Below are 24,533 nucleotides of genomic sequence, written 5' to 3' on the forward strand. Positions count from 1 at the left end.
TTAGCCACCCGGGCTCAGCGCTGTCACGTTGCCGATTGCCCGAGGGTGACCTGGACCGTGCGCGATGTTCCCGATTGGTCCGCGTAGGTGAGCGTCACCGCGTCGCCGGGTGCTTTGGACCGCACCGCGGCCACCAGCGCCTCGGGGCCGTCGATGATCTGGTTGTCGACCTTGGTGATCACGGCGCCCTTGGGCAGGCCGGCTGTTGCCGCCGCGCTGCCACTGACCACACCCGCCACGACCGCACCAGGCGCGTCGTCACCGGAGCCGAGCTGAACACCCAGCGAGGCATGCCGCACGGTGCCGGTGGAGACCAGCTCGTCCGCGATGCGCTTGGCTTGATCCACCGGGATGGCGAAGCCCAGGCCGATCGATCCGGCTTGTCCGCCGCCCTGCGAGTCCTGACCGCTGGACAGTGACGCGATCGCCGAGTTCACACCGATGAGGTCACCGTTCATGTCGACGAGTGCACCGCCGGAGTTTCCGGGGTTGATCGCCGCATCGGTTTGGATGGCACTCATCACCGAATGCTGTCCGCTCTGGTCATCACCGGTGCTGACCGGGCGACCGAGCGCGCTGATGATGCCGGTTGTCACGGTCCCCTGCAGGCCCAAAGGCGAGCCGATGGCGACGACGTTCTGGCCAACCTTCAAGTCTTTCGAGGAACCGATGGAGATCGGGGTGAGGTCGGAGACACCCTGGGCCCGGACGACGGCCAGGTCATCGTCGGGGTCGGCACCGACGACGGTGAATGGCACCGTTCGCCCGTCGGCGAGGGTCACGGTCGCCTTGACGCCGTCGCCGGTGTGGGCGGACGGACGGGTGCTGCGCCGGTCGTTGCCGTTGGGCACCTGCCCGTCACGGCCGTCTTGATAGTCGCCGGGCAGCTGTTCGCCGGGAAGGATGCCGGGCGGAAGGTTGGTGAGCGGCCCGCGCCGCGACGGGGCCGAGGGCGCCAGATCGCCGCTGCCCGACATGGCTGCGGCGACGACGTGATTGTTGGTCAGGATCAGCCCGTCAGGGCTCAGCACGATGCCGGAGCCCGACTCGCCCTCCTGCCCGCTTTGGATCTTCAGTTGCACGACGCTGGGCAGCACCTTGGCCGATACCTGCTCGACCGAACCGGCCGGGGCCGCGGCACCCGGCTGTCCGAGTATTGAACCTGTTGGCAAGGAAGGCTTTCCGGTGAGTCCCGGGCTTGATACCTGCGCTACAGGGGCGGGATGTCCGGACTGGTTCACCACGACGACGGCCGTGGTGGCGCTGGCGGCAATGGCCACCACAACGGCACCAGCGGTCAAGCCGACGGCACGAAGACGTCTCCGGCGCAGCGGGTTCGGAGCCAGTTCGGCACGGTCCGGGAACGTCTCGCCATACGCGTAGCGTGTCCGGGTGTCGGTGGCCGGACCGTGCACCTGCCGATAGCCGTGGTGGCCCAACGGGAATTCGTTTCCGTACGGCGGATGCCCAGGCTGGTAGTTCATTGATATGTCCTTCTTCCTCACGATGCAGCAGGGCACTGTCCGCCTCTGGTACGCACTGTCACAGTGCCTGCATCCGCTGAGGCCAGGCTGAGAATTTCCTCGATGCTGGCCAAGACTTTTCAGGAGGTGGCGGGAGTGGGTGGCGGTTGCTGTCCCGCATCCACCACCGCAAGAGGTGCCGTCGCGGGTTCGGACGAGTGCTCATCGCGGCCACGCCGGACAATCTCAAAGATGTTGATAGGCCACCAGAACCAGCGGCCCAATGCGGCCGCAATGGCGGGCGTCATGAATGCGCGGACGATCAGGGTGTCGACAATCAGGCCGATACCGATGGTCATGCCGAGTTGGCCGACCACGCGCAGGTCGCTGACGATCATCGACATCATGGTGAAGGCGAACACGAGGCCCGCGGCGGTAACGACGCGACCGGTGGCCCCCATACCGCGGATCATGCCGGTGTTGAGCCCGGCGTGGATCTCCTCCTTGAGGCGTGACACCACCAGCAGGTTGTAGTCCGAACCCACCGCCAGCAGGATCACCATCGATAGCGGAATCACGATCCACTGCACGCCGAGTCCAAGGATGTCCTGCCACAACAGCACTGACAGACCACATGCTGTGCCCAGGGATGCGGCCACGGTGCCGACGATGACCAGGGCGGCCACCACGCTGCGCGTGATCAGCACCATGATCGCGAAGATCAGAATCATCGAGGCGATGATCGCGATGGCCAGATCGACGGTCACGCCGTCCTGCATATCGGCGTACATCGATGCGGTGCCAGCCAGTGAGACCTTCGCATTGGCCAGCGGTGTGCCCTTTACCGCATCGGCGACAACGCCTTTGATGTCACGGACGTGCTCGATGCCTTCGACCGAGGCGGGGTCTCCCTGGTGGGTGATGATGAATCGGACTGCCTTGCCGTCCGGTGATACGAACATCTTGAGCCCGCGTTTGAAGTCCGGATTGGTAAACACGTCCGGCGGCAGATAGAAGAAGTCGTCGTTTTTGGCTTGGTCGAAGTAGAGGCCAATTTCCGTGGCGCCCTTGGCCAATTCTTGTTGTTGAGCCTGAGTACCCGCCTGGGTGCTGTGCATGGCGAGCATGAAATCGCGCATACGGCTCATCGAATCGATGGTCGTTCTCAGGACCGGCAGCATCTGCGGCATCAGCTGATCCATGCGATCCATATCGGTGACCAGACCACTCATTTGGTCGGCGAGCACGTCAACACTGTCCAAAACATCAAAGATCGATCGCAGCGACTGGCAGACCGGGATGTCAAAGCAATGCTTCTCCCAGTAGAAGTAATTGCGCAGCGGCCGGAAGAAATCGTCGAAATTGGCCAGGTTGTCACGCATCTCCTGGATGGTTGCCACCATCTCGTGGGTCCGGCCCACCATGCTGTGCATGGTGCCCGTGAGTTCCTGCATGATGCTGTACATCCGCTCCATGCTGGCGAGCGTCTTACTCAACTCGTCGGCCTGCTCCAGCATCTGAGCAGAACTGTCGTTGTTGAACTTTGCGGTCTGCAACGTGCCCGCGTTCTGCGCGCCCATGAGGAATGGGATCGAGCTGTGTTCAATCGGCGCACCGAGCGGGCGGGTAATGGTCTGCACCCGTTCGATACCGCGCATATGCACGATGCCCTTGGCCACCCTGTCGATGACGAGCATGTCTGCCGGGGTGCGCAGGTCGTGGTCGGCCTCCAGCATCAACAATTCCGGGTTCATGCGGGCCTGCGAGAAGTGGCGGTCGGCGACATCCATCGCGAGGTTGGCCGGCATATCGGCGGGCGTGAATTTCTGATCGTTGTACCGCGGCACATAGGTCATCAGGCTGACGAAGCCGATGATCGCAATCATGCTGGTCAGCAAGATAATAGGAATGGGCCAGCGCACCACCGAGGTACCGACCTTGCGCCACCCCGTGGTGGAGAGCTTGCCCCTGGGTTCCAGAAGCCCGAACTTCGAGGCCACCGTCAACACGGCGGGCGCCAGCGTTAGCGCCGCGACCACGATCACCAGCACCGAGATCGCACACGGCAAGGCCATGCTCTGGAAGTACGGGAGCGTGGTCATGCTCAAGCACATGCAGGCGCCGACAATGGTCAGACCCGATCCCAAAATGACGTGCGAGACCCCGTGATAGGCAATGTAATACGCGTCTTCGCGGCTGCGCCCTTTTGACCTTTCCTCGTGATAACGGCCAAACAGGAAGATCACGTAGTCGGTACCGGCTGCGAGCGCGAGCATCGTCACCATGCTGACCGCATAGGGCGTCAGGCCGATGACGTTCAAGTATCCGGCGGTAGCCGTAACACCCTGTGCTGCAAATAGTTCCAGGCCAATGATGACCATGGATATGAGCATGGTGACGATGGACCGGTAGATGAACAGGATCATCACGACGATCACGCCCACCGACACCAATTCCATGGTCGCCATGCTTTGGTGACCGGCAACCTGGGTGTCGGCGTTCAGCACGGTGGTGCCCGCGACATGCGCCTTGATGCCCGGCGGTGCGGGCATGGAGCTGACCATCTGGCGCACCGCGGCGACGGACTCGTGACTGGCACTGGTGCCCTGGGATCCGTTCAGGAAGATCTGCACGTAGGCAGCTTTACCGTCCACGCTCTGCGAGCCCGCCGCAGTCAGCGGATCGCTCCAGAAGTCCTGGACGTTCTGCACGTGCTCGTGATCGGCCTTGAGCTTGGCGACGATCTCGTCGTAGTACTTGTGCGCGGCATCGCCGAGTTTGTCGTCGCCTTCCAGGACGACCATCGCCGACGAGTCCGAGTCGTACTGCTGAAACACCTTGCCGATGTTCAGCATCCCCTGGTAGGACTCCGAGTTCTGCGGGCTCAGCGGCACCGACCGGCTGGCCGCCACTTCGTTGAGTGAGGGCGTGACGGTGCCCAGGATGACCGCCAGCCCGACCCAGAACAAGATGATCGGCAGCGAGAAGATCCGGATCATGTGACCGATAAACGGCCGGTGTGGTTTCGCGTGCGCGTTGCTCATACGGATTTCACCAAGCAGTAGATGAACGGTTTGACTTTGTCTGTGCTGGTTCGGTCGTCGCGCACGCCCCCGTCGACCGTCACGCGGCATCCAAGACCGCTGACGTTGCGATCGCCTTGCGCGACGATATTGGCCGACATGGACGGCATGGTGGTCACGATCGTGAAAGACCAAGGCAATGGGGCATTTTCGATGAGATGAGGCTGCCCGTTCTCATCGAGGTAGTTAAGGTTCGCGGTGCCGCCCGTCCCCACGATCTCGTAGGTGATGTGCTTCGGGTTGAAGTTGGCGGTGATTCCCGACCCCTCACCCGGCTTCGGCGGGCGCGGAATCGCCGAGCTGCGGATCTGCGCAATCGCGTATCCGCCGATCCCGACGACAATCACCAGCAGTAGCGGAATCCAAAACCGCTTCAACAGTCGGTACACCGCGCGCATCCCCTTCTGCTTCTGCCCTGCACGGGCCCGCGGATTCCTGCCGAAGAGGCAATTACCGCAGGCCGGCGCCAGGGGATTGTGTACCACCGGTCTATTACGGCAGCACCGTATCACGCTAATAGACCGGCGGTTCACTATCGAGAACCTCGTGGCGGATTAACATCGGGCCATGACCTTCCGTCGAGCGCGCAGCGAGGAGCAGCGCGAGGTCCGTCGGCAGGCCATCCTGGAAACCGCGTCGTCGATGCTCAGCGACATGCCGGTAAGCCAGATCAGCCTCAATGAGCTGAGCCGACGCACCGGCCTAGCAAAGTCGGCGATGGTGCGCTATTTCGAGTCCCGCGAGGCGGTGCTGCTGGAACTTCTCGACGCGTCACTACGCTGCTGGGTCACCGAAATTGTGGCGGAGCTCTCTTGCGACACGCGCTCCGGCTCGGCGCAGGAAAGGGTCGATCACCTGGCCGCACTGCTCAGCCGGTCGTTGCGGCAGCACCCTGTGTTGTGTGACCTCATGACCGCCCAACCAGGGGTGTTGGAGTACAACGTCTCGCCCGAGACACTGCTGTGTTTTCGGCGCTCTGCCCACAACACCATTGCCATCTACACCGACGCGATTCGCGACTTCATCCCCGAGCTTGGTGACGACGCTCGAAGCGTGTCCCTTTCCACCGTGGTGACCAGCGCCGCGCTGTGGATGTACGCCCAGCCATCGGCCAGCGCAGTCGCCGCCTGCGAGGCCGAGCCTGAATTGGCGGACATCTCGTTGAACTTCAACGATGACCTGGAGACCATGCTCGCCAGGCTCATCACCGGCGCCCTGGTCAAGCGCAGTTCCTGATCGGCCGTCCGCGCCGCACGCCCCAAAGCGGTGATGGCGCGGACTCGGAGACGTTCTCACATGTAAGCTCACACGCCGAGAGGTACTACCGGTTCCGCCGGACAGACCACTCTCCGCCGATGTAGTTCAATGGCAGAACATCAGCTTCCCAAGCTGAATACGCGGGTTCGATTCCCGTCATCGGCTCCACTCTGACCAGCGTAAATGCTGTTCGAATCTGTTCGACCGCGCCCCTCAGGGTCACAAAAGGTCACAACTCAGACGGAACTCGCGTTCGATCGGTCCAGTGATGCCCCCGCAGCCTTCAAGGCGTCATTCTGGGAGTGCGCGTAGACACGGAGCGTCAAATTGGGGTCAGAGTGCCCGATCCACGCCGCGATGACAGCTATAGGTACGCCGTCTAGGTGCATCAAAGTGGCCGCGGTGTGTCGCCCGCCATGGAGCTTTACATGGCGCATCCCGGCAGCTGCGACAGCCTTAGCCCAGTAGCGCGATAGAACGGCAGGGTTGTACGGCTCCCCAGCCTCATTGCAGACCACATACTCCCCCGCGCCGTAGTGCTCCCCAAGCGCCAGCCGTTCAACGGCCTGGCGCTTTTTCGCTGACCGCAGGACAGTTGCCAACCGACTGGGGAGCGGCAGCACGCGCCGCGACGCCGTTGACTTCGGGTCATTCTCGACAGTGGCCCCGCCAGCTGACACACGGTTATTAGCCACGCTCAAAGTCCCCGCCGTGAGGTCTATGTCGGCCCACCGGAGACCCGCAATCTCCCCGCGCCGCAGAGCGTATGTGGCGAGTTCCCACGCATGGCCAAGGCGGTCGGTGGCGAAGTGCTTCCGCAACTGTTCAATCTCGGCAACCGTGTAGGTGTCAACCTCGCTGTCGGGCACCGATACTCGCGCAACCTTCTCGGCGACATTCTTCGGGACAATCCCTTGCTCGCGCGCGTCTTCGAGCACCTGCGTCACAGTGGAGATCACCTTGTTTACCGCGACCGGGGACCAGGACCGGCGTTTACGCCCCTTGGCAGTGATGGTGCCACCTGCTACGAGATCTATTACCAGAGAATCGATATGGGCCTTAGTGAGCTTCTGTGCTTGACGATTACCGTGACGCTCCCGCAATGGCGCAAGATCGTATTCCAGCTTAGATAGTGAAGACGCGCGCAGATTATGCCGCCCCGCAACGTATTCCGCGCACATCTGCTCGACGGTGATTGTTGAGGGTGACACGTATGTGCCAGTTGCTGCCTTGTACTGGAGTTCTGACAGAAGCTTGCGTGCCTCGGCCTCGGTTCGGCAATGCCGCTTGGCCTGCTGCCGCTTGCCATCTACCGAGTTAGTCCCAACATCGACCTTAACCCGGTACCGATCATCCATTTTCCCGCTGACACGGTCTAGCACCTTGATCTTCTTAATCTGTGGTGGAAGCTGTTGCCTAGACATCGTCGCCTACCCCAAGGTCAAGTTTTAGCTGCTCAATTCGTTTGTCGTAGAACTCAATTTGTTCACGGATTTGGTCAAAATCCCCACGCTTCATCAGCGAGTATCTGTGAACCTTGGTCGTCTCTAGGTCGCGCCAGCCCTGCAGTTTTGACCTACTTTTTACCCAAGCATCCGCATCCGCCCACAATTGCTCTGCTTTGTTGCCATCCTTCTCGTCGCGGTGATCTCGATAAAATCCATTACCCGAGAACCACTCCGCTGCGCGCAGTTGAGTCAGTTCGACATGCGGGATTAGTTCCACCGTTGAGTCATACGGACCTGGGTACAGCAGCGTAACAGGCGAAATATTAAGCGCCGCAGAGATCATCGTCATTTCAACCGTCGTGAGATACCGCCGCCGACCGGTCTCCAAGTCGGATAGTACCGATCGCGATACACGATGCCCGAGCTCGTCGGTTCGATCCGACAACCACTGCATCGACCTACCTTCGCGCAGATCAAGGATCACCCGCGACAGGCGATAAGCCTCCCGCTCTGCCCAGTTCTTCGGCGGCGAGTCCTTCCAGTTCTCACGCTTGGGACGCTCAGTCATGACACGCAGGATAACGCACCCATTGCGTCGATACACGACGTGAGCGTATCCTTCGGTGTATCGACGTGTCATCTGGTCACTTAACGTCGATACACGCAAAGGAGGCGGAATGAACGATTGGGAGGCCACCGCAATCAAGCTGGGCGGTATCAGCAGGGCCATGGTTTTCCGACTATGGAAATCAGGCGGGCTCAAGTCAGTGCAGATTGGCTCGCGCAGATTCTCGACAGACGCCCAGATTGCCGACTACATCACCCAGCTCGAAACGGTTGCGGTATGAACACCCGCCCCCAAGAGGGTCACGCCGACCTCGGTCTGTGTGATGGCGACGACAACACCCCAGACATGCGAACGGCGCCCGTAACCCCTGGTGTTCGAGCACCAGGCGAGCGCCGCTCCGACTACCCATCCATTTCAAAACAGGAGCCATCATCATGCTAAACCTCAGTTCTGACACCGAGCAACCCACAACGCCCAGTTGGTGGCCACAAGGCATGGCCGACCGGGTAGACGAGACGGCTTGGGGTAAATGCCCGCCACCTCCAGGGGCCACCGAGGTTGGCGATTGGCGCATCAGTGGCGGGGCGTTCACCAATCCATATACCCGGACCATTGAGGGCGCACCAGCCGATCTCGATGACTGGGTGCGTTTCGTACCTACGTGTATCCAACTATCGGACGGGGCAGTGCGATCCGCCTACGTCGGCTTGGAGCGCATGAGTTTCGACGGCCAGTGGCTAGACACCGGGTTCGGTATCAACGCCGATGAAACACGCGCCCTGGCAAGGAAACTCAATGCAATGGCTGACCAGCTCGATTCCTGGGCGGGTGCGCGATGAACAGATGCGGATGCCGGTTCGATTGGTGTGACCAACAACCAGGCGACAACGAACACTTCACGATGGATTACTCCGGGGCCACAGCCGGTCTCGGTAATGAGGCTCAAAGCGATGACGTCAAGATGCTGACGGTCGGCGCGGGGCTCGCGTTCCATGAGGGGCTAGACGCCCAGCCGCGAATCATGGTCCACATCAACGGTGGTCGGTCCAACACCGACGCCGAGGCTGATCTGACCATCGCCGAAGCCGTCTATCTACGGATGGCGCTAGCCAAGTACATCAACGCCGCAGCGCAGGTCGTCGCCGCTGGCGTCGCCGTAGACCTCGGCGCAATAGAGCGCCGTCGAGCCGACTCCATGGGCGGGGGTGTGGCATGAGCACATGCGCGTACAGCTGGTGCATCAACGCTGGTGGACCTCAGCATCTTGATCACTACAGCGGTGGCGAGGTAACCGCAGCGTTGGATGACCCTGGGAGTGCGTTGATTTCGTGCGGCGTGGATGTCCAGCTCGGCGGAAAGATCTATGACGACGAGATCATCGTTGTCGTCAGATCAGTTGGCCAAACCGACTCGGCATCCCTCACTGTCGGCGAGGGAATCGGCTTGAGTCTGACAGTCCAAGAGGCGCAACAGCTTCGGGGCCTGCTCGACGTGGCAATGGCCAACCGTGAGGAAATTCGGGGGCGCGTTGGCTGACTACTACGACGAAACCGGGAGCCCCGAGAAGGCTAACCCGTACTCGGTGACGGGGGCGGATGTCCGCCCTTGTCCCGAATGCGGTGCGCCCTCGGGGCTCCCGTGTAAGTGGCCTAACGGGCGTCGGCGCAACATGCCCTGCTGGTCGCGGTGGCACCCTAAGGAGGTCGCATGAGTTTCGACAAGTGGAAGTGGTTCGACCTTGTCGTAGCGGAGCGACGTATCCCAGCGGGCGAGAAGATCGTGCTCGTTCGACAGGTGGTGAAAGCCGTATTGAATGGCCGGGACACATTCTGTGTGCGGCAGCAGACCGTAGCGGCCAGTACAGCGACTAATGAGCGAACCGTGCAGCGCGCCTACAAGCGCGCCATAGAAATCGGCTACTTGGAGCTAGTGACAGAGCGCCTACGCGGTAGCGGAGGCAAGTCCGACACGTACCGACTGTTGATGCCTGCCGACTCGGGAGTCGAAGAAGTACCCGACAAAAAGTCGGGTACTTCGGCCAAAAGTACCCGACTTTTAGTCGACGAGTACCCGACTATTAGTCCAAAAGTACCCGACACAGCCAACGCGCCTACCTGCGAAAACGACACCCCTATAAGTTCTTTAGAGAAGTTTCTAGGAGAAGGTGCGGCGCAGCCGCCCCCCGCCCCCAATCTCGATCATCTAGGACAACCCCGCTGCCGTAAGCACCGAGGCGTAGAGAATCCACCCGACTGCCCGCCATGCGGTCTAGAACGTGAACGCAAAGAAGCCCTTGATCAATTCAAGGCCGACCGTGTCGCGGCAGAACATCGTGCCATCCGGGCCGCTATCGACAGCTGCCCCAACAAGTGCGACGAATACGGACGCCTGACCGACCTAACTGATTGCCCCCTGCACCCGAACTTCCGGCGGAAGAGGGACGTGGCATGACGCAACTACGCCTGTACCAGAACTGCCCCATCTGCTTCCGCTTGGTCAACACCTACGAATCGGCGCCATACAGACACGGCCACGACGCCTGCGGTAAGGCCCTTTTGGGCTGGGACTGGGAAGCCATGGACGACACCGAAGACACAACTGCGGTCGTTAGCACCGCAGTTGCCAACAACTTGGCACCTCTACCGAAAGCTGAGACCAATGATCGACCTAGACGAGACCGAAGTGGAGAGGCTGTATTGGACCCCGCCACCGTGGAAAGACGAAGTGCTGGCCAATGACGACGAGTTCCGCAGGCTCGCGCGCTTGCACCTAGGCCGCCAGCACCGATGTCTAGACGATGACGAAATCAACTGGATGCTCTACCTGCAAGAGCTGGGGCACATCCTCAAAGACGAATACGACCACTGGCTCAAGGGGATTCAATTCGCCGTCGAACAACGCGGCTGGGAATGGAACCACGACAACTTCCTAAGACTCTGCAACTGAAAGGCAAGCCCAATGACCGACATGAACGACGACCAGATCGTCACCGAAGCCTTTACCCGACTCGAACTGCTCCGCGACCAGCTCAACCAGATTGACGCCGCCCGCGACAGCCAACCGGAGCGGCTGGCCGCAGCCCGCTCGGAAGCCGACGAGGCCCGTGGTTGGGCCTTGATCGAAGAACCCTGGACAGAGCTTGTCACCGCATTCCCGGCGCAGACGCTCGACGGGAAGCGCACGGGTGACGCCATCACCCTGCCGTCCATCACCGCCAAGGAACTGTTCGGCGCGCGGCTCGCATTCGACTTGCTGGATTGCGGCGATGATTTCGAGCGCATAGACGAAGTGCAGAACCGCTACTACGCGGCGCTTAGTGGCGACACGGGAACGCTGTTTCTCATCGCCTTCTCGGCGCTATCCACCATTGCCAGTGTCGTCATGCCACAGCTGCTAGAGGACATCGAGAAGCAGGGCAACTGGGACATGCGCGTGCTGCTCGCTTCGGCACGTACGAAGGCATGGCGAGATCGGGTGAGAGACATAGGCCCTGAGATCGGCGACGAGACAGTCCAGTGATCGACGGTTCTGCTGCCGCCGTCCCCCGTAAGCGCCGTTCGGGGGACAGCTGGCCAACCCATCGTGGCAAGCGCCGCAAGGCCAGCCGTGTCGCCAAGTTCAAAGCCCACCAACAACTGCAAGAGCAGTTGCGCAGCACCCCACCCCTCACACCCGGAGATTGCACACAATGAAGATCCTGATCGTGGCTCTACCCGTGTATCCCCGTGAGAGCGACTTCTGCGATGCCACCGTTGGTGAAGTCGCAGTGACTCACGGTCTCGTATGCACGAACCCAGAGAAGGCTGCCCGGTGTGGATGCGACACAACCCACCGCGGTCTCGGCTCCGGCCTGCGCACAACCACTGTCGCAGTGTCGGAGACAGACTGGTCATTCGATGAACTGGTGTCCATGTGCCGTAACGACCTACTCGAAGGCAACTGGGTGGAGATCTTCGGCGCCGACACCCTCGATGAGACAGCAGAGGAGCTGATCGTCCAGAGCATCCAAGTGGCACAGGATCACCCAACGGGGATGGTGCTGCGGCCACGCTTCGATCACACCCGTGAACTCTGGTACTACGACTGGGACGGTGAGCAGTGACCCTGATTTCTTCTGCCCATGCGCGCCCACCCCAGTTCCGTGTCCGCGATCTATCTACCGCAGAAAAAAATAACGGGGCAGCCACGCAGAAACCCTCAGTGACACCGGTTTTTTGTGCCGCCCCTGTCCACCCCGCGTCCGTGTTCGTGTCGCAATCTGTACGGGTTCCGGGACTTTTTACGGGTCTGGGATATGTCCGCTAGCGGACGGTGGGAGTCGCGGCGGCTGGAGGGCTTGACGGTCGCCGGGTCGGCGGTGGTTCTCACGGGGTCGGCGGCCAAAGCCGCATTACAGGCTGTTCTTGTGGCTATTCGCTCCCGAAAGGCCAATGGCGCTGGTGATTCCCTGGCGTACACGGTGCTGGCTCACGCCCTCGGTGATGCAGTGTCCGTTACCGGACATGCGGAAGTCCGTGAACCTGTTGATTCGCAAGACTTGTGGGTAGACGAACCAACAGTTTCGGTACCAGAAGCAGCACGGCGCTTAGGGATTGGTGAGCGGCAGATGCGGCGACTGGCCCGAGAGAAGTTGGAGGGCCGCAAGCGGGCCGGCAGCTGGTTCGTCAGAGAGCAGACGCTCAACGACTACATGGAGGACCGGAATGCCGCGATTAATAGCCAGGGCCCGAGAGCGGGTTGACCCCGATCTGGTGAAGCGGGTCGCCGTGCTCAATGAAGACGAACTACGCAGCCTGCTAGATCAGGCGCAGGGAGCCTCGCTCATCACGTTGGCGGAGATGGTGATTGAGGGCATTGCGCAGGACATCGGTACGTTGGCCAAGAAGCTCGGTGGCCGTGTGGTGCTGGACGACATCGGGCGCCGCTGCTGCACCCGCGACACCGCACGGGAGTTATTCGAGGAGAAGGCCGCAGCGGATAAGCGGCGAGCGGAGATGGACGCCCGGAACCGAGCGAGAGCCGCAGGGAACCAACCCGCCGTACGGGAGCACGTGCAGGCGGTTCGTGAACGCCAGACAGCCACAGGCGACTACTCGCTCAACATGGAACCGGACCCTTGGCACAACCGGTGAGCGCCGACATTTACACCAGGGGCAATGGTGAACTCCTTGGCGTCGAACAGAACAAGCGCATCATCACCGTCATCGCAGTGCCGTACGACGAACCGACTCAGGTGGCGATCGATGGGCAGTTGTGGACAGAGGTGTTTGACCGCACCGCGTTCCGCAGCCTGAGTGCCGCTGAAACAGTGCGGGTGAACCGCGATCACCGCAGTAGCAATGTGGTTGGCAAGGTCGTCGGCGCCAATCCCAATGACCCTCGGGGCCTGATCACCGAACTACGCATCGCCCGTACGGCATTGGGAGACGAAACTCTCGCCCTGGCTGACGACGACTGCCTCTCGGCCAGCATCGGTTTCCAGATCCGGCCCGATGGCGAGATCCGCAACAGCCGCGCCCGTACCCGCCGCGTCACCCGCGCCCGACTAGATCACGTGAGCCTCGTGGCCGATCCCGCCTACACGGGGGCACGAGTGCTGTCCGTCCGCAACAAGATCGAACTGGACATCGACCCCGACACGGACCCGGTATTCGCTTGGGCGCGCAGGCACCTCGCGCGCATAGGCGAGAACCAAGTACTGCGGAGACGACGTTGATCCCTTACCGCGTCCCACAGGGTATTTGTGCCATCACCACAGGCGGGGCCGAGTTGGTGTGGTGGGTCCACAACCACGACAGGGGCGGCACGCCAGCGTTGTGGGTGCCTACACCCGGAGGGGCCACACCCGGTATCGCCATCACCCTCACACACGAGGAACTGGAACGCATGCGCGACAGGGCCAACCAGATCCTAGAAACCACCCCCGAGGAACTGGAGGAGCAGCTCGACACCGTGGCCTCCGACCTCATGGCAGGACGGGGTGCAGACCATTAACCACAGGAACAGTCATGCGCTCCAAGAACGGCGACATCCACAACCGGCACTGGCGCAAGCTACGCGCACAAGTCCTCGCAGAAGAACCCTTCTGCCAGATCAAGGGACCCGGCTGCACGTACACCTCAACAACCGTAGATCACATCATCCCCAGAGCACACCGGCCCGACCTGACCATGGAGCGATCCAACCTGCGGGGAGCATGCAAGCACTGCAACTACAGCGCAGGTGCCACAGCACGCAAGCCACAGGCACCAGCCAAGGCGCTCTCGTTCTTCGACACCACCCCACCCCCGGATGCCCTCGGCGCCTAGAACACCCGGTTTTTTTCTACCTCGCCCCGCCCACCCCGAATGCGTGTTCGCGATCTATCTATCGCATTTTTTCCACCAACCACCAGTGATGGGTGTCTGACATGAAGTTCAAAGAGGGGTGGAGGATCTGGAGACTCGGGATTGGCCCGCTCGGTGCTCCACAGTTGGGTCCGCCACTGTCCGACAACACCTATACGTTGCCCGCGGTCTGGGACGGCAATACCGCGACGGCTCAGTGCATCCTCGGCTGCACGTCACCACCGGGACCCGAGTGCCGTTGCGGGCTCCGCTTTTATCCGCACACGGAGGGCTTCGTCAGGATCGCCGAAGGCATGGCCGCAAGGCGCACCGACGAGCTTCTGCATCACCGACCAGGATATTGGGAGAAGCCTGCAGTCATCAGCTACGGGGTACCTGTGGGCCCCTGCTACCAGGACCCGAAGACGGGCCTGCACGGGAGCTGGCGACAGTATTGGCGCACTGGGCGTTACGAGGTTCTAGCACTACTCGGCTGGCCGGAATATCCGATGCAGGTACTCAGTGCCCGCTACGGGGGCATCCCCACCTTCACCTTGGACACAATGCCGCCCGGCGAGCTCCTCGAGCGGATCGCTAGCAGCGTGGGGTAAGCACCGGGGGCAACTTCATTGGAAGGACGGGTAAATGGCAGGCATAACAGGTTGGTGGGCAGAGATTTTCATCGAGCCCGAACCGGCCACGGTGACGCTCACGGGCGGCGTACCAGATGTTGTGATCACCGAAGACGTTTTCATAGAGCCAACACCGGCAGTGCTGACGTTGACCGGTTCTCGCCCATCACTGGAGCAGACGGTACGTCCTGACCCGGCGACGCTGACCCTCACAGGCGGTGTGCCGATGGTCTCCGTCGGTCACACGGTTACGCCAACCCCAGCCACCCTGACACTTACCGGCGGCGTACCCACCGTGACGCTGACCGACAACAAGCTCATCACCCCGACTGCCGCAACATTGACCCTCACAGGCGGTGTCCCGACAGTGTCTGTGCTGAGCCCGATTTCCATCGATCAAGTCGGCACACCCGGCAGTGAGAACACGGGCAACCTGACGTGCAGCATCAACCCAACATCAGGGGCAGATGTTTTGGCGTTCGCCTGGTGTATCGACGCAGCGAGCAGCTGCTACCAAGCGACCTACAGCGGAAACCCCATGCGGTTCCTAGGCCGCGCCAAGCTCAACGGCGGCAGCCTGTCGGTGTTCCTCATCGAAAACATGAGCTCGGGTTCGGCGACCGTGACCGTCAACAAGTCCGGTTCAGGCTGGGCACAAGCTGCCGCTGTTACCTACACGGATGCAGTGGATTTCCGTCAAGCCAAGATCGCCCTCGGCTCCGGGACGTCGGTCTCTCAATCAGCCTCACCCGGACTGAGCTCTCGATCCATCCAGAGCTTCTGTCGCGGCGGCAACAGCGGCACATTTAGCTCGCTGTCCGGTGGGACCAACCGGATCAACGAAACCTCCGGGTTCGTGGCGGGAACCGTCAGTGACACAAGTACTTCGGCTACCTTCTCCGGAACACTGTCAACATCGGCGAACTGGGGCAGCGTGGTTATCGACGCCCTCCCACAAGCCATCACCACACCAAAGATCAACCACACCAGCGGTGTATGGAGCGAAGCCAACGGCGGCACACAGACATTCACCGTCAAAGCCGCGTCAAACGACTACATCGTTGTCGACATGGTGCAGGCCGCCAGCGGTGATCCATCTAGCGTGACCTGCGCCGGCACAGCCATGACGTTGATCGATACACAGACCTGGTCTCATCCGAGCACCGGCAGTGGGTTCCTCAAGCGGTACCGCAGCGGCCAACTATCCAGCGGAGACAAAACGATCAGCATCACAGCGACCGGCAGCCAGTGGTGGCATGCAGCAGGCGTGTCCATCTCCGGCGTCACATCATTTGGCGCCACCACCAAAACCAGCGGCACCAGCTCAGCACCAAGCCAATCGGTGACATGCTCTCCGGGCCAGCTAGTCCTGCAGAGCTTCGCAACAGGGGTAGCGGCTACCGATGTGAACGCCACGAACTACCACGACTCCCCAGGTGGATCACTGGTGTTCTTGTACCAGAACGTGGCCCTGGAAAGCGCCACGATCGCCGCCACGGGCTCCACCAACTGGGCAAGTCTGGCCACGGTGGTCTCCTGATAGGCGTCAGATGCCGGGATGTGACGGCTCACGCAATATCGCGCCAGATCAGGGCGTGAATGCTCAGAATGTCGTACCGTGGGCGTATTAGTTGGTGAGAACAAGGAGGACATCATGGCGATTGCCATCGCGTCGGCCGATGTGACCACCCTGGACGAGGACGGTTACGCCGATCTGTTTGATCGGATTGCCAAGAAGAACATGGGCCTGTCAGGTGCCGAGTTCCTCCGGCGTTGGGACGCCGGTCAGTACGAGGGCATCGATTGGGACTCAGTGGACGGTCTAGTGCCAGTAGCTATGTCAATCCGCCTTGTCCGTTGATCTTTGGGAATACCCTTTAGAGGGTGCCCGGTAGGTCCTGCCACGAAGCGGTCGAAAAGTATCTCGAGCCGATCTTTAATGCGGTCCGCATTCTTGTATCTAATGCCCAGCTCATAGGTGGCCCGAACTTCTACAATCGCCAAGTTGGCCAGTCGGGGTACTGGCGACTCGGTGGCGAGGACGGCCTTAGGCTTAGGAGTAACGACGGCCGCGACAGGACGTTTTACGCCGAACAGGCCTACACAATCATCGAGAGCGAACCGGATCGACGGGAAGCCGGCAAGTTCCGCGTCACCACCGACGAGTATGCCTATAACCTCACGGTCGACGGGATATTCGTTTGGAAGATGCATTGGCACCCCGAGGGGCGAAGTGAAGAGTGGCGCGCTCACTACCACCTAACATGCGGTGAAATTGCCGGAAATCACCTGCCTTCCGGCAGGCACACAATCGAAGATGCCGTCGAATGGTGCATCCGGTTTGGTGCCCAGCCAGAAGTGAGTGAGGAACGGTGGGCCGACGTACTAACTATGAGTAAGAAAAAGCACGAGCTCCACCGCGGATGGTCTGGTACGCCCGAACGGCTGAAAAACCCCTAGTCAAGGCTTTTGTGGATAGCTGTTAGGCGACCCCCGCCGACCCGCGGTACCGTCCGTTCAAGCCCCTCCGGTGGCTCTCTTGCGGAGGGGCCTTGTTTTACTCGGGGAGGTGCCACCCAACCGAGGGGGATTCGTTTAGATTGCTGGTCGTGCTGCTTGTCCCCGGACGTGAACCACAATGCGGTAGCGGCCTGCTTGGCCCAGCAAATTTGCTAGACCTAGACAACCATCTTTGTGGTGTGAGAGAGTGCGGCCACGGCTACTCACAGGAAGTTGTGAGGTTCCATGCAGAGGGGGGTTATCTGTGGTGATCAAGCATCGACGGCAGATGTCGATAGGTTTGCGCCGAGCGCTGGCAGCGGCAGGGGTGGCGGCGCTGATCGTTGGTGCGGTCAAGGTCACCAACGACTACTCAACCCCTGGCTTCTCTAGCATCGCCACGGGCGCGGCAGATCCCTCTGGCCCGACTGGGGGCCCTGGTGGGCCAGGTGGGATGAATGGCGCTCAGTTCCAACCACCCGGTTTACCGCCACAAATGCCTGATTACCAGGGCGGTATCAACCAGCCGCCGCTTGATCAAAACAACGGAATTTCGATCTACAACTCCGGAGCGCCTGGCGCACAGCAGGTTCCGGGCCAGCAAGGCGCGCAACAGCCCCAACAAGGCTGGGATCAGCCCGCGCACGGTACTCAGATACCCGACTACCAGACCGCGACCCCATACACCGACGGGCCAGGCCGTGCCAACCCCGATTACCAAGCACCGCAGCAGCAGTCACCGCAACAAGGCCAACAACCTCAGCAGCAGCCGAGTCAGGTTCCGTCGCAGACTCAGCAGCCGCAGAATAAACAGGACGACACCACGCAGCAACTCGATCAGAAAAGGCAACAGTGTCAAGCTGCTTCGGCAAAGCTGTGGAACGTTAGTACCCCGGTCGGTGGTGGCGGGCGTAGCCCGATTTGGTTTATTACGCCGCACAGAGAACCAACGCAAGATCCGGTCTATCCGACCAACATCGGTACGGTCGATGGTCCTATCTGGGTATACCCCACCCCGTACACGAAGCCACCGATTTTCTACACCCCGCCCGCTAGTGCCGCCCCGACAGGCCCGAATTACCTCCCGCCGACGAGGTTCGTGGGGTCTACGCCGGTAGATATCGCGGGACCTGAGGTGCTCGATCCGATCGCTGTCTATTGCACGGACAATTGCCCGGAGACAATTGCAAAAGACGGGCACAAGCTCTCCATGGAAGCTGCAACGTGGTATCACGATTGGAGCGAAATGGTGAAAGACATGAATGCCCTTAAAGCAAGAAGGCCATCACCGAATGACTACGCGGGAGTGGTGCGATTCAATGCCGAGTTGGATCAGCTGCTTTTGAAGCAATCCGACTTAATCTCTCAGGCAATGGATTTGGGCCTGCCGAAACCCGCCGTCAACTAAGGATATGGTGAAAGAGTGATGACCTGGATCTCTCAGTCAAAGACGTTGAGCAGTGCGCTACTTGGCGTAGTCGGCGTTGCCATCAGCGTCACCGCGTGCGGACCGACGCAAGCCGATCCCGCTAGCAGCTCCATCGATGACGCGCTGGTGGGCCTTCCAGATGCCAAGAGCCTGGCGGGAATCGACAAGCTGGAGCAGCAAGGCGACTCCCGCTCGGACCAGCCACGTCCCGACGCGAGCGCACCGGGCGCCTGTAGATCGGTCTTCGGACAGCAGGTTGCCTTCGGCACGAACTTCACCGAGTTTCGCAATGAAACCTACAGTGGGCAGGCCAACGGCGAACCGGGAAAACTCGCTCCGATGGTCGTCATATCCCAAAGTGTGGGCACATACGCTGATGATGCCGCAGCCCGAAAGAACCTGGCAGACCTCGTCCCGGCCCTCAACGAGTGCGCCGCCCTAGCCGACCCTGTCTTCAATATTCAGATAACCAAACAAGACCCGTCAGCGCTGGAATTGAAATCGCCAGCCAAGTATGCCGTCACCTACCGCGTCAAATCAGGCAAGCTGGTGAGCGTATCTGTAATCGGCCTCACAGATGCCGATCAAACCGCGAATAAGATCATCGACAAAATCGTGAGCCGGATCGCCTGAGAGTCTTCCGTGCCCAATTACGTGCGCTACCTGGCTCTGTCCACAGTTGCCGCAACATTGGTTGCGTGCCAGACACAATCCGTCGACCCTAAAAGCACTGAGACCAGCGGAGATGCTCGTGCCCTCGGCTTTGACTCAATCCCTGGACAGTTCCCACCCCAACCGGCCAACATCCCCGGTAACGCATTCGCGCCTGTGGGCGCATGCGTCAGCCTGGAACGCGTGGAGTACTCAACACTCAAGATCGTCGACTGCGGGTCGCCAACCAACGGCTACAAAATCATTCAACGCGTATCAACACCCGACCAGTGCCCGGCAGACGTTGCCCAGAAGTTCTACATGAACTACAGCGAGGGACAGTTCACCGCATGCCTGGACTATGCATGGAGCACCGCGGATTGTCTAAGCATCGGGAATATGACGGCTGTCCGCGCGGCCTGTGACGACACGTCAAAGCCAAACCGCGAGAGGCCGCTCAACATCGTCTTCAACACCACATCAAAGGCTGGGTGCCCCACGGGCGGCTTCACCCACGCGGCACGCAAGTTCACCATCTGCACCGAAACCCAGAAATAGCGACGCTAGCTAGTGTGCCCGTTGCGCACGCTCGCTGCGTTCTAAACAGGGACCTTCACGGTCTCCTGACTATCTCGTGAACGTCCTTTCACTAGAAGCATGAGGCGCAGCGGATCGGTGGGGTGAAGGTTCAAATCCGAAGTGCAAGTAGAACTGTTGGGCTTCTTCATGCAGAGCGGGGGTGCCGCCCCCAACCGTGGGGGTCCAGGGGACGAAGGGGGCGGCACCGACCGTGGGTGGGGTAATGGCTTGTGAATGAGCACCGCCCGCGGGGTTTGCAACCATGGTCACCGTGCGGGCGGCGCCCTGCGTTGATCTTGACAGAACCTGCACGTCGAACGGGGGCCATCGTCCGGATTGGGTACTGCTCTTGTAGTTCGCTGTTGTCATACCCCACGCCTATCGTTCGGTATGTGGTCGCACTTCATGTGGACAAGCTCTCGACTGGGCAGACGCGGGTCATCGTGCGCCACAACTGGGGCCGCGGAACTTGGACCGAGACCATCCCCGGCGATCTGCGTGAGGGCAAGGAATACGCCCGGTTCGAGGTCGAGCCTGGCGTTGAGGTTCGGATCCGCTGCGTTGGCGGCGAGCTCGTCGCCGAGACCCGAACCCCGAGCACGAGCTACGTCATCAAATCCACTTCCCCGCCTTGGCAGTATCGACGAGGATAGGAGGCTCATGCGTACCTACGACATTCAAGTAACCCGCGATGGCAAGTGGTGGATGATCAACGTCCCCGAGATCGACCAACTAACCCAGGCTCGCAAGGAGGGGGAAGTTGAAGAGATGGCACGCGATCTCATCGCCGTGCATCAAGACGTACCTATCGAAGACGTTGCCGTACGGATCATTCCGGGTTTTGACAGTCCTTTTGTGTCTTAAGGCACTCGGAGCATCCGCGACCGGCGCGAGGGACCACGACGATTTTCGTCGGCCCCTGGCGCGGTGTCAGGACGCGTTCGGGTGCTGGTGATTAGGTCCTCAACGTCTTGTTGGGTCATCCGCCATGTACGCCCAATCTTGTAGCCGCCGATCTTGCCAGCCCTCAAATACCGCGCCAGCCAGCCTTCGGGGTCATTCAGATCCGGCGGCAACACCATCCCCGTAACTTCAGCCAGGGAGTATGTCTTTAACGGCCGGTCACACTCTGCGACTTTCAACCGGATCCCGAGCTCGGCTCCAATGCCCACCAGGACATCAAGTGGGAACTTAGAAATCTTGCCTTGCAACAATTCAGAGACCCGCAACTCCGTGAGCCCAAGTCTCTTGCCAACCGCTGCCCGCGACCAATCTTCGCCCGCGACTCGCTCCTCGATGGCAATCATAAGTTCGGACCGCAGGCGCAAGCTCTCCGCTTCCCGCGGAGTATCGGTGATGTCATCCCAGATGCTCATAGTCCGTCCTTGCGCACACCCTCGACCAATTGGACCAGCCCTGCTAGTGCACGCACAGGGTCTTTATCCAGCCAGGACAGAGACGGAAACTCGGCCACGAGGGCAACGTATTCGTCGTCCTCGACAGACCACCGAACGCCGTAGCTGTGATGGTTCACTCGTCGTTCTCCGACTGCCGCTGACGCTGCCGGCGGCGGTCCGTTCGGTGTGACTTCTTCTTGAGCTTCTTGCGGATGCCCGCTCGCTGCATCCTCACGATCACGCGTCGCCAGCCGGTGAACGCATCCCATTCATCGGCAGTCGTCTTGTGCTCACTGCGCATGAACCAACCGTGACACCTGCAGGGCAATGCCGCAATGAGATTTAGTACCCGCCTGGCGGCTCCGAGGGCAATGCATCCAGCCACGCTTGGAGCTCCCGCACCAGATACAGAGGCTTTCGGCCTAAGTACCGCGGCGCGATGCGGCCCTCGCGCTTCTCGGTGTCCACCTGGGCTGGGGATATTCCTAGCGCCTTGGCGGCGTCTACGCGGTTCATGGCCAATACAGTCACTCGGGGATCATGGCGTAGCGCACGGCTGCCAGGGTCACGTGCGGGTCACAAGTCAGGTGGATCAGGGGATACGCAATGACACTCCGTGACACAGGTCCGCGCTGGTCATGACACTGCGGAAACCCATTGATACTCAGGGATACTCGCCCGTTCGACTTCCCAAGCTGAATACGCGGGTTCGATTCCCGTCATCGGCTCCACATCTACCAGGTCATGGAATTTCGCGAGTTTGCCAGAAAATCCAACTCAGCGAAATCCCGTACGTCCGACCAATCGCTCGACGCAGCAGCGAGTTTGGCAGCATCAACGTCGGTCTGCCCCCCTGCTGAAATCGCACTGAACAACTCGACTTGCGGACTGCCGGCCGCCGACACAATGCGGGCCAAGCGGCCTGGAACCTGTTGCACGTCAACCTGTGCAGCGAACCACTGCGCAGCAGTCCACCTCTCCGACCATCGTCCGGGCAACACCTCCACCTCGCCGTTAGGCACGGCGGGATGTGGCAGCGTGATCAGCGGAACATCAAACGCCGCAGCAAGAGTGAGCAACTCAGCCAGTTCGATTTTCGAGAGTGCCGTTCCGTGGATCGGGTGACCCATTTCTGCGCACCTGTCCGACAGTTCGACAGCGCTAATCCCCTTCGCGTCACACGCCGCCTTGACCGCGATACCGATCTGCTTAGACAACCGACGCGGCGTTCTGGTGATCGGCGCACCGTCAGGAACCGGAGCGCCTGATGCAGCATCGGCACTACCGAGCTTTTTCGTATCGCGATTCGAGAGCCCGGTCCCGGGCAGCCCCGTGGACAATGTGCGATAGCCCTTGCTGTTGGCGGTGGTTAGGGCGCCTCGAACGCCGCCGGTCAGTGATACCGACTTGGCGTTGAGATTGTTTTCAAGCCATATGCCAGCCTGACGCTCTTGCGAAAACGCACACCCATGTTGACCACTCCCTCTGGGCATCTGCGCAATGTCGCCCGGCCGAGATTAGTTGCTAGCACCGGCGAAATGATCGCGGCTTAGAGCGATCATCTGGACCGACTGAACGAGGCCTAACCCGGCAAAGCTTAGCTCTTGCGGTATTGCCCAAGCTGATGTGCTTGCCATCATCCTCGGCGAGTACGCGCTCTAGGTCGGCTCGGTCCTCGGCCAGTTCGGCAGCTTCAATGCCTTCACGCGACGGATCGGCGGACGAATGAGCAGCCTCATGACTCGGTCCTATTTGATCTAAAGTCGACTCTGTATAAAATAGATCAGGACAGGACGAGCTGTTAACGAATGTAGATGCGGGGATAGATCAGGTGTCGTACAGAACGTTGAAGTCGATCTTCCATCAGCGGGATCGTGCTGGCGTCGAAGCCGAGGAACGATCTCGACGAGAGTCTCCTGCCGCCATCCACTGGGACCTGATGATCGGCGGGTTCCAGATGTTCGCGCTGATGACGCCCGAAGTCGCAGCGTTGATCGAACGGATCATGAGCTTCGAGCCGAAGATTCAGGCCGAGTGGGACGGGCTGCCAGGAAGGGCACGAGTCGACTATCTAAACGGCATGGTGATCGACGAGATTCAGGCGACCAACCAGATCGAACAGGTCCGCTCGACCCGGAAGGAGATTAGCGCGGCGATCAAGGCCGTCCGGGCGGAAGGACCCATCGACAACAAGCGATTCACGGAGATGGTGCGGCTCTACCTCGACATCGGCAATGCCGAGGCCGAAAGCCCACAGACGCTCGACGACATCCGGGAGATCTATGATGCAGTAACCGCGGGCGAGATTCGTGACGAAGACGCCCCCGACGGCCTGCGGTTCCGGCAAGGGCCGGTGACGATCGAGTCAGGAACCAAAACCGTGCACACCGGTGTGGTGCCCGAATCGGCGATCGACGACGCGCTCACTATTATGCTGAGCCAAGGTCGCGACGACTCGATCCCCCAGCTGATCAGGGCCGTGGCCGCACACTTCATCTTCGAGTACACACACCCGTTCTACGACGGCAACGGCCGGACCGGGCGCTACCTTCTGGCCCTGGATCTCCGTCAGGTTCTGGCTTCGTACGCGAGCCTGGCATTATCGGCGACGATCGCCGAGAACAAAGATCGCTACTACCGAGCGTTCACTGACGCGGAGAATCCGTTGAACCGCGGCGATCTGACGCCCTACCTGATCGACATGCTGGAGATCATCGCTGAGGCGCAGCATCGCCTGCTACTCGACCTCTCCGACCGTCGGCAGAAGATCGACACAGTCGGGGCACGCATCCGCGTTCTGGTGGAGGACGAGCAATTCCCGCTGAACATCGGACTCGATCGCGAGTCGGCGCCACCGGTAGATCCCGATGACATCGCTAAAATCCTATTCATCCTGGGCCAAGCCCACCACTTCGATGTAAACCGCGCCGTCAAGTTGAAAACCCTGGCCGATGCGATGGGTCGATCCAGCCAGTTTGTCCGCCCGCGACTCCAGCGCCTAACCGACGCCGGGATCATTGAAACGGTGACGAGGAAACCACTACGCTTCCGACTCGCCCTACGGGGCGCATCGCTTCTCGAACTGGACGGGTAATGACTCTTCGTGGAGGACTACGAATTGGGGGGTGGTCTTCTTTCTGGGTTTCGGATTTCTCGCGCTGCGAGCGGTGCTCATGCTTGTCTAACGGGTCACCACCCCAG

General features: G+C 60.7%; 35 protein-coding genes, 1 tRNA gene and 1 pseudogene. 26 read left to right on the forward strand and 11 right to left on the reverse strand.

What is annotated here, in order from left to right:
• Positions 1-23: 23 nt before the first annotated feature.
• The 3 genes from RHO23_RS18475 to RHO23_RS18485 form a co-directional block, all read right to left on the reverse strand.
• Complete coding sequence (locus tag RHO23_RS18475; protein ID WP_423489255.1) at positions 24-1,301, reverse strand: S1C family serine protease; 1,278 nt, start codon at positions 1,299-1,301, stop codon at positions 24-26.
• A 302-nt stretch (positions 1,302-1,603) separates the two neighbouring features.
• Positions 1,604-4,507: an RND family transporter gene (locus RHO23_RS18480; protein WP_423488150.1), complete on the reverse strand. Its 2,904-nt coding sequence runs from the start codon at positions 4,505-4,507 to the stop codon at positions 1,604-1,606.
• A complete protein-coding gene (locus RHO23_RS18485; protein ID WP_078322917.1) occupies positions 4,504-4,935 on the reverse strand; it encodes an MmpS family transport accessory protein in 432 nt (143 codons plus the stop codon). The genes RHO23_RS18480 and RHO23_RS18485 overlap by 4 nt, the downstream gene beginning before the upstream one ends.
• 178 nt (positions 4,936-5,113) lie before the next feature.
• Here RHO23_RS18485 and RHO23_RS18490 point away from each other — a divergent pair, with 178 nt between their 5' ends.
• On the forward strand, positions 5,114-5,782 hold the full coding sequence (locus RHO23_RS18490) for a TetR family transcriptional regulator (RefSeq protein WP_070921094.1): 669 nt from the start codon (positions 5,114-5,116) through the stop codon (positions 5,780-5,782).
• 115 nt (positions 5,783-5,897) lie between these two features.
• A tRNA-Gly gene (locus tag RHO23_RS18495) sits at positions 5,898-5,971 on the forward strand.
• A 68-nt stretch (positions 5,972-6,039) separates the two neighbouring features.
• Here the strand turns inward: RHO23_RS18495 and RHO23_RS18500 are convergent.
• On the reverse strand, positions 6,040-7,227 hold the full coding sequence (locus RHO23_RS18500; protein ID WP_423488151.1) for a tyrosine-type recombinase/integrase: 1,188 nt from the start codon (positions 7,225-7,227) through the stop codon (positions 6,040-6,042).
• Positions 7,220-7,819, reverse strand: a complete 600-nt coding sequence (locus tag RHO23_RS18505) for a hypothetical protein (protein WP_423488152.1) — start codon at positions 7,817-7,819, stop codon at positions 7,220-7,222. The genes RHO23_RS18500 and RHO23_RS18505 overlap by 8 nt, the downstream gene beginning before the upstream one ends.
• A gap of 109 nt (positions 7,820-7,928) precedes the next feature.
• Between RHO23_RS18505 and RHO23_RS18510 the strand changes: the two genes are divergently transcribed.
• The 23 genes from RHO23_RS18510 (at position 7,929) to RHO23_RS18620 (ending at position 20,799) form a co-directional block, all read left to right on the forward strand.
• Positions 7,929-8,099 (forward strand): hypothetical protein, encoded by a 171-nt coding sequence (locus RHO23_RS18510; RefSeq protein WP_423488153.1) that lies wholly within the window; start codon positions 7,929-7,931, stop codon positions 8,097-8,099.
• 214 nt (positions 8,100-8,313) lie between these two features.
• Positions 8,314-8,658 (forward strand): hypothetical protein, encoded by a 345-nt coding sequence (locus RHO23_RS18515; RefSeq protein ID WP_423488154.1) that lies wholly within the window; start codon positions 8,314-8,316, stop codon positions 8,656-8,658.
• Between the two features lie 62 nt (positions 8,659-8,720).
• Complete coding sequence (locus RHO23_RS18520; protein ID WP_423488155.1) at positions 8,721-9,035, forward strand: hypothetical protein; 315 nt, start codon at positions 8,721-8,723, stop codon at positions 9,033-9,035.
• Positions 9,032-9,355, forward strand: coding sequence for a hypothetical protein (locus RHO23_RS18525; RefSeq protein ID WP_423488156.1), 324 nt, complete (start codon positions 9,032-9,034; stop codon positions 9,353-9,355). Before RHO23_RS18520 ends, RHO23_RS18525 begins: the two co-directional genes overlap by 4 nt.
• Positions 9,356-9,401: 46 nt before the next feature.
• A complete protein-coding gene (locus RHO23_RS18530; protein WP_420093811.1) occupies positions 9,402-9,530 on the forward strand; it encodes a zinc finger domain-containing protein in 129 nt (42 codons plus the stop codon).
• Entirely contained in the window at positions 9,527-10,270 is a 744-nt protein-coding gene (locus RHO23_RS18535; RefSeq protein WP_423488157.1) for a hypothetical protein, read from the forward strand. The genes RHO23_RS18530 and RHO23_RS18535 overlap by 4 nt, the downstream gene beginning before the upstream one ends.
• A 207-nt stretch (positions 10,271-10,477) precedes the next feature.
• Positions 10,478-10,765 carry a hypothetical protein gene (locus RHO23_RS18540; RefSeq protein ID WP_423488158.1) on the forward strand — a complete coding sequence of 96 codons (288 nt, stop codon included), beginning with the start codon at positions 10,478-10,480 and terminating at the stop codon, positions 10,763-10,765.
• 12 nt (positions 10,766-10,777) lie between these two features.
• The gene (locus RHO23_RS18545; protein WP_423488159.1) at positions 10,778-11,338 is read left to right on the forward strand and encodes a hypothetical protein; all 561 of its coding nucleotides are present in this window, start codon (positions 10,778-10,780) and stop codon (positions 11,336-11,338) included.
• Between the two features lie 169 nt (positions 11,339-11,507).
• Complete coding sequence (locus RHO23_RS18550) at positions 11,508-11,921, forward strand: DUF7715 family protein (protein ID WP_423488160.1); 414 nt, start codon at positions 11,508-11,510, stop codon at positions 11,919-11,921.
• Positions 11,922-12,113: 192 nt separating this feature from the next.
• Complete coding sequence (locus RHO23_RS18555) at positions 12,114-12,560, forward strand: helix-turn-helix domain-containing protein (protein WP_423488161.1); 447 nt, start codon at positions 12,114-12,116, stop codon at positions 12,558-12,560.
• A 10-nt stretch (positions 12,561-12,570) separates the two neighbouring features.
• Entirely contained in the window at positions 12,571-12,951 is a 381-nt protein-coding gene (locus RHO23_RS18560) for a hypothetical protein (RefSeq protein WP_346419833.1), read from the forward strand.
• Positions 12,948-13,535, forward strand: coding sequence for an HK97 family phage prohead protease (locus tag RHO23_RS18565; RefSeq protein WP_423488162.1), 588 nt, complete (start codon positions 12,948-12,950; stop codon positions 13,533-13,535). Before RHO23_RS18560 ends, RHO23_RS18565 begins: the two co-directional genes overlap by 4 nt.
• A gap of 104 nt (positions 13,536-13,639) precedes the next feature.
• Positions 13,640-13,813 carry a hypothetical protein gene (locus tag RHO23_RS18570; RefSeq protein WP_346419835.1) on the forward strand — a complete coding sequence of 58 codons (174 nt, stop codon included), beginning with the start codon at positions 13,640-13,642 and terminating at the stop codon, positions 13,811-13,813.
• Between the two features lie 14 nt (positions 13,814-13,827).
• Positions 13,828-14,127 (forward strand): HNH endonuclease signature motif containing protein, encoded by a 300-nt coding sequence (locus tag RHO23_RS18575; protein ID WP_346419836.1) that lies wholly within the window; start codon positions 13,828-13,830, stop codon positions 14,125-14,127.
• Between the two features lie 101 nt (positions 14,128-14,228).
• Positions 14,229-14,756, forward strand: a complete 528-nt coding sequence (locus tag RHO23_RS18580; protein ID WP_423488163.1) for a hypothetical protein — start codon at positions 14,229-14,231, stop codon at positions 14,754-14,756.
• A 34-nt stretch (positions 14,757-14,790) separates the two neighbouring features.
• The gene (locus RHO23_RS18585; RefSeq protein ID WP_423488164.1) at positions 14,791-16,317 is read left to right on the forward strand and encodes a hypothetical protein; all 1,527 of its coding nucleotides are present in this window, start codon (positions 14,791-14,793) and stop codon (positions 16,315-16,317) included.
• A gap of 114 nt (positions 16,318-16,431) precedes the next feature.
• Complete coding sequence (locus RHO23_RS18590) at positions 16,432-16,638, forward strand: hypothetical protein (protein WP_423488165.1); 207 nt, start codon at positions 16,432-16,434, stop codon at positions 16,636-16,638.
• 23 nt (positions 16,639-16,661) lie between these two features.
• Positions 16,662-17,237, forward strand: coding sequence for a hypothetical protein (locus RHO23_RS18595; protein WP_423488166.1), 576 nt, complete (start codon positions 16,662-16,664; stop codon positions 17,235-17,237).
• Positions 17,238-17,541: 304 nt separating this feature from the next.
• The gene (locus RHO23_RS18600; RefSeq protein ID WP_423488167.1) at positions 17,542-18,684 is read left to right on the forward strand and encodes a hypothetical protein; all 1,143 of its coding nucleotides are present in this window, start codon (positions 17,542-17,544) and stop codon (positions 18,682-18,684) included.
• Between the two features lie 18 nt (positions 18,685-18,702).
• On the forward strand, positions 18,703-19,338 hold the full coding sequence (locus tag RHO23_RS18605) for a sensor domain-containing protein (protein WP_423489256.1): 636 nt from the start codon (positions 18,703-18,705) through the stop codon (positions 19,336-19,338).
• Positions 19,339-19,533: 195 nt separating this feature from the next.
• On the forward strand, positions 19,534-19,914 hold the full coding sequence (locus RHO23_RS18610) for an LppU/SCO3897 family protein (protein WP_423488168.1): 381 nt from the start codon (positions 19,534-19,536) through the stop codon (positions 19,912-19,914).
• A gap of 413 nt (positions 19,915-20,327) precedes the next feature.
• Positions 20,328-20,588 carry a hypothetical protein gene (locus RHO23_RS18615; RefSeq protein WP_423488169.1) on the forward strand — a complete coding sequence of 87 codons (261 nt, stop codon included), beginning with the start codon at positions 20,328-20,330 and terminating at the stop codon, positions 20,586-20,588.
• A gap of 7 nt (positions 20,589-20,595) precedes the next feature.
• Positions 20,596-20,799, forward strand: a complete 204-nt coding sequence (locus RHO23_RS18620) for a hypothetical protein (protein ID WP_423488170.1) — start codon at positions 20,596-20,598, stop codon at positions 20,797-20,799.
• On the opposite strand, the gene RHO23_RS18625 is transcribed toward RHO23_RS18620, so the two are convergent.
• The 6 genes and pseudogenes from RHO23_RS18625 to RHO23_RS18650 all read right to left on the reverse strand — a co-directional run.
• Entirely contained in the window at positions 20,796-21,311 is a 516-nt protein-coding gene (locus RHO23_RS18625) for an XRE family transcriptional regulator (RefSeq protein ID WP_423488171.1), read from the reverse strand. The genes RHO23_RS18620 and RHO23_RS18625 overlap by 4 nt on opposite strands.
• Positions 21,308-21,469 (reverse strand): hypothetical protein, encoded by a 162-nt coding sequence (locus RHO23_RS18630; RefSeq protein ID WP_423488172.1) that lies wholly within the window; start codon positions 21,467-21,469, stop codon positions 21,308-21,310. Before RHO23_RS18630 ends, RHO23_RS18625 begins: the two co-directional genes overlap by 4 nt.
• The gene (locus RHO23_RS18635; protein ID WP_423488173.1) at positions 21,466-21,633 is read right to left on the reverse strand and encodes a hypothetical protein; all 168 of its coding nucleotides are present in this window, start codon (positions 21,631-21,633) and stop codon (positions 21,466-21,468) included. The genes RHO23_RS18630 and RHO23_RS18635 overlap by 4 nt, the downstream gene beginning before the upstream one ends.
• Before the next feature lie 41 nt (positions 21,634-21,674).
• Positions 21,675-21,848: a hypothetical protein gene (locus RHO23_RS18640; RefSeq protein ID WP_423488174.1), complete on the reverse strand. Its 174-nt coding sequence runs from the start codon at positions 21,846-21,848 to the stop codon at positions 21,675-21,677.
• A gap of 218 nt (positions 21,849-22,066) precedes the next feature.
• The gene (locus RHO23_RS18645) at positions 22,067-22,462 is read right to left on the reverse strand and encodes a hypothetical protein (RefSeq protein WP_423489295.1); all 396 of its coding nucleotides are present in this window, start codon (positions 22,460-22,462) and stop codon (positions 22,067-22,069) included.
• Positions 22,463-22,690: 228 nt separating this feature from the next.
• Positions 22,691-22,825: pseudogene (locus RHO23_RS18650) on the reverse strand (hypothetical protein); the annotation flags it as partial.
• A gap of 353 nt (positions 22,826-23,178) precedes the next feature.
• On the opposite strand from RHO23_RS18650, the gene RHO23_RS18655 reads away from it, so the two are divergent.
• Positions 23,179-24,426 carry a Fic family protein gene (locus RHO23_RS18655; RefSeq protein WP_234798221.1) on the forward strand — a complete coding sequence of 416 codons (1,248 nt, stop codon included), beginning with the start codon at positions 23,179-23,181 and terminating at the stop codon, positions 24,424-24,426.
• Positions 24,427-24,533: the final 107 nt, after the last annotated feature.

It is taken from the genome of Mycobacteroides sp. PCS013 (assembly GCF_049532645.1).
Taxonomy (GTDB): domain Bacteria; phylum Actinomycetota; class Actinomycetes; order Mycobacteriales; family Mycobacteriaceae; genus Mycobacterium; species Mycobacterium gwanakae.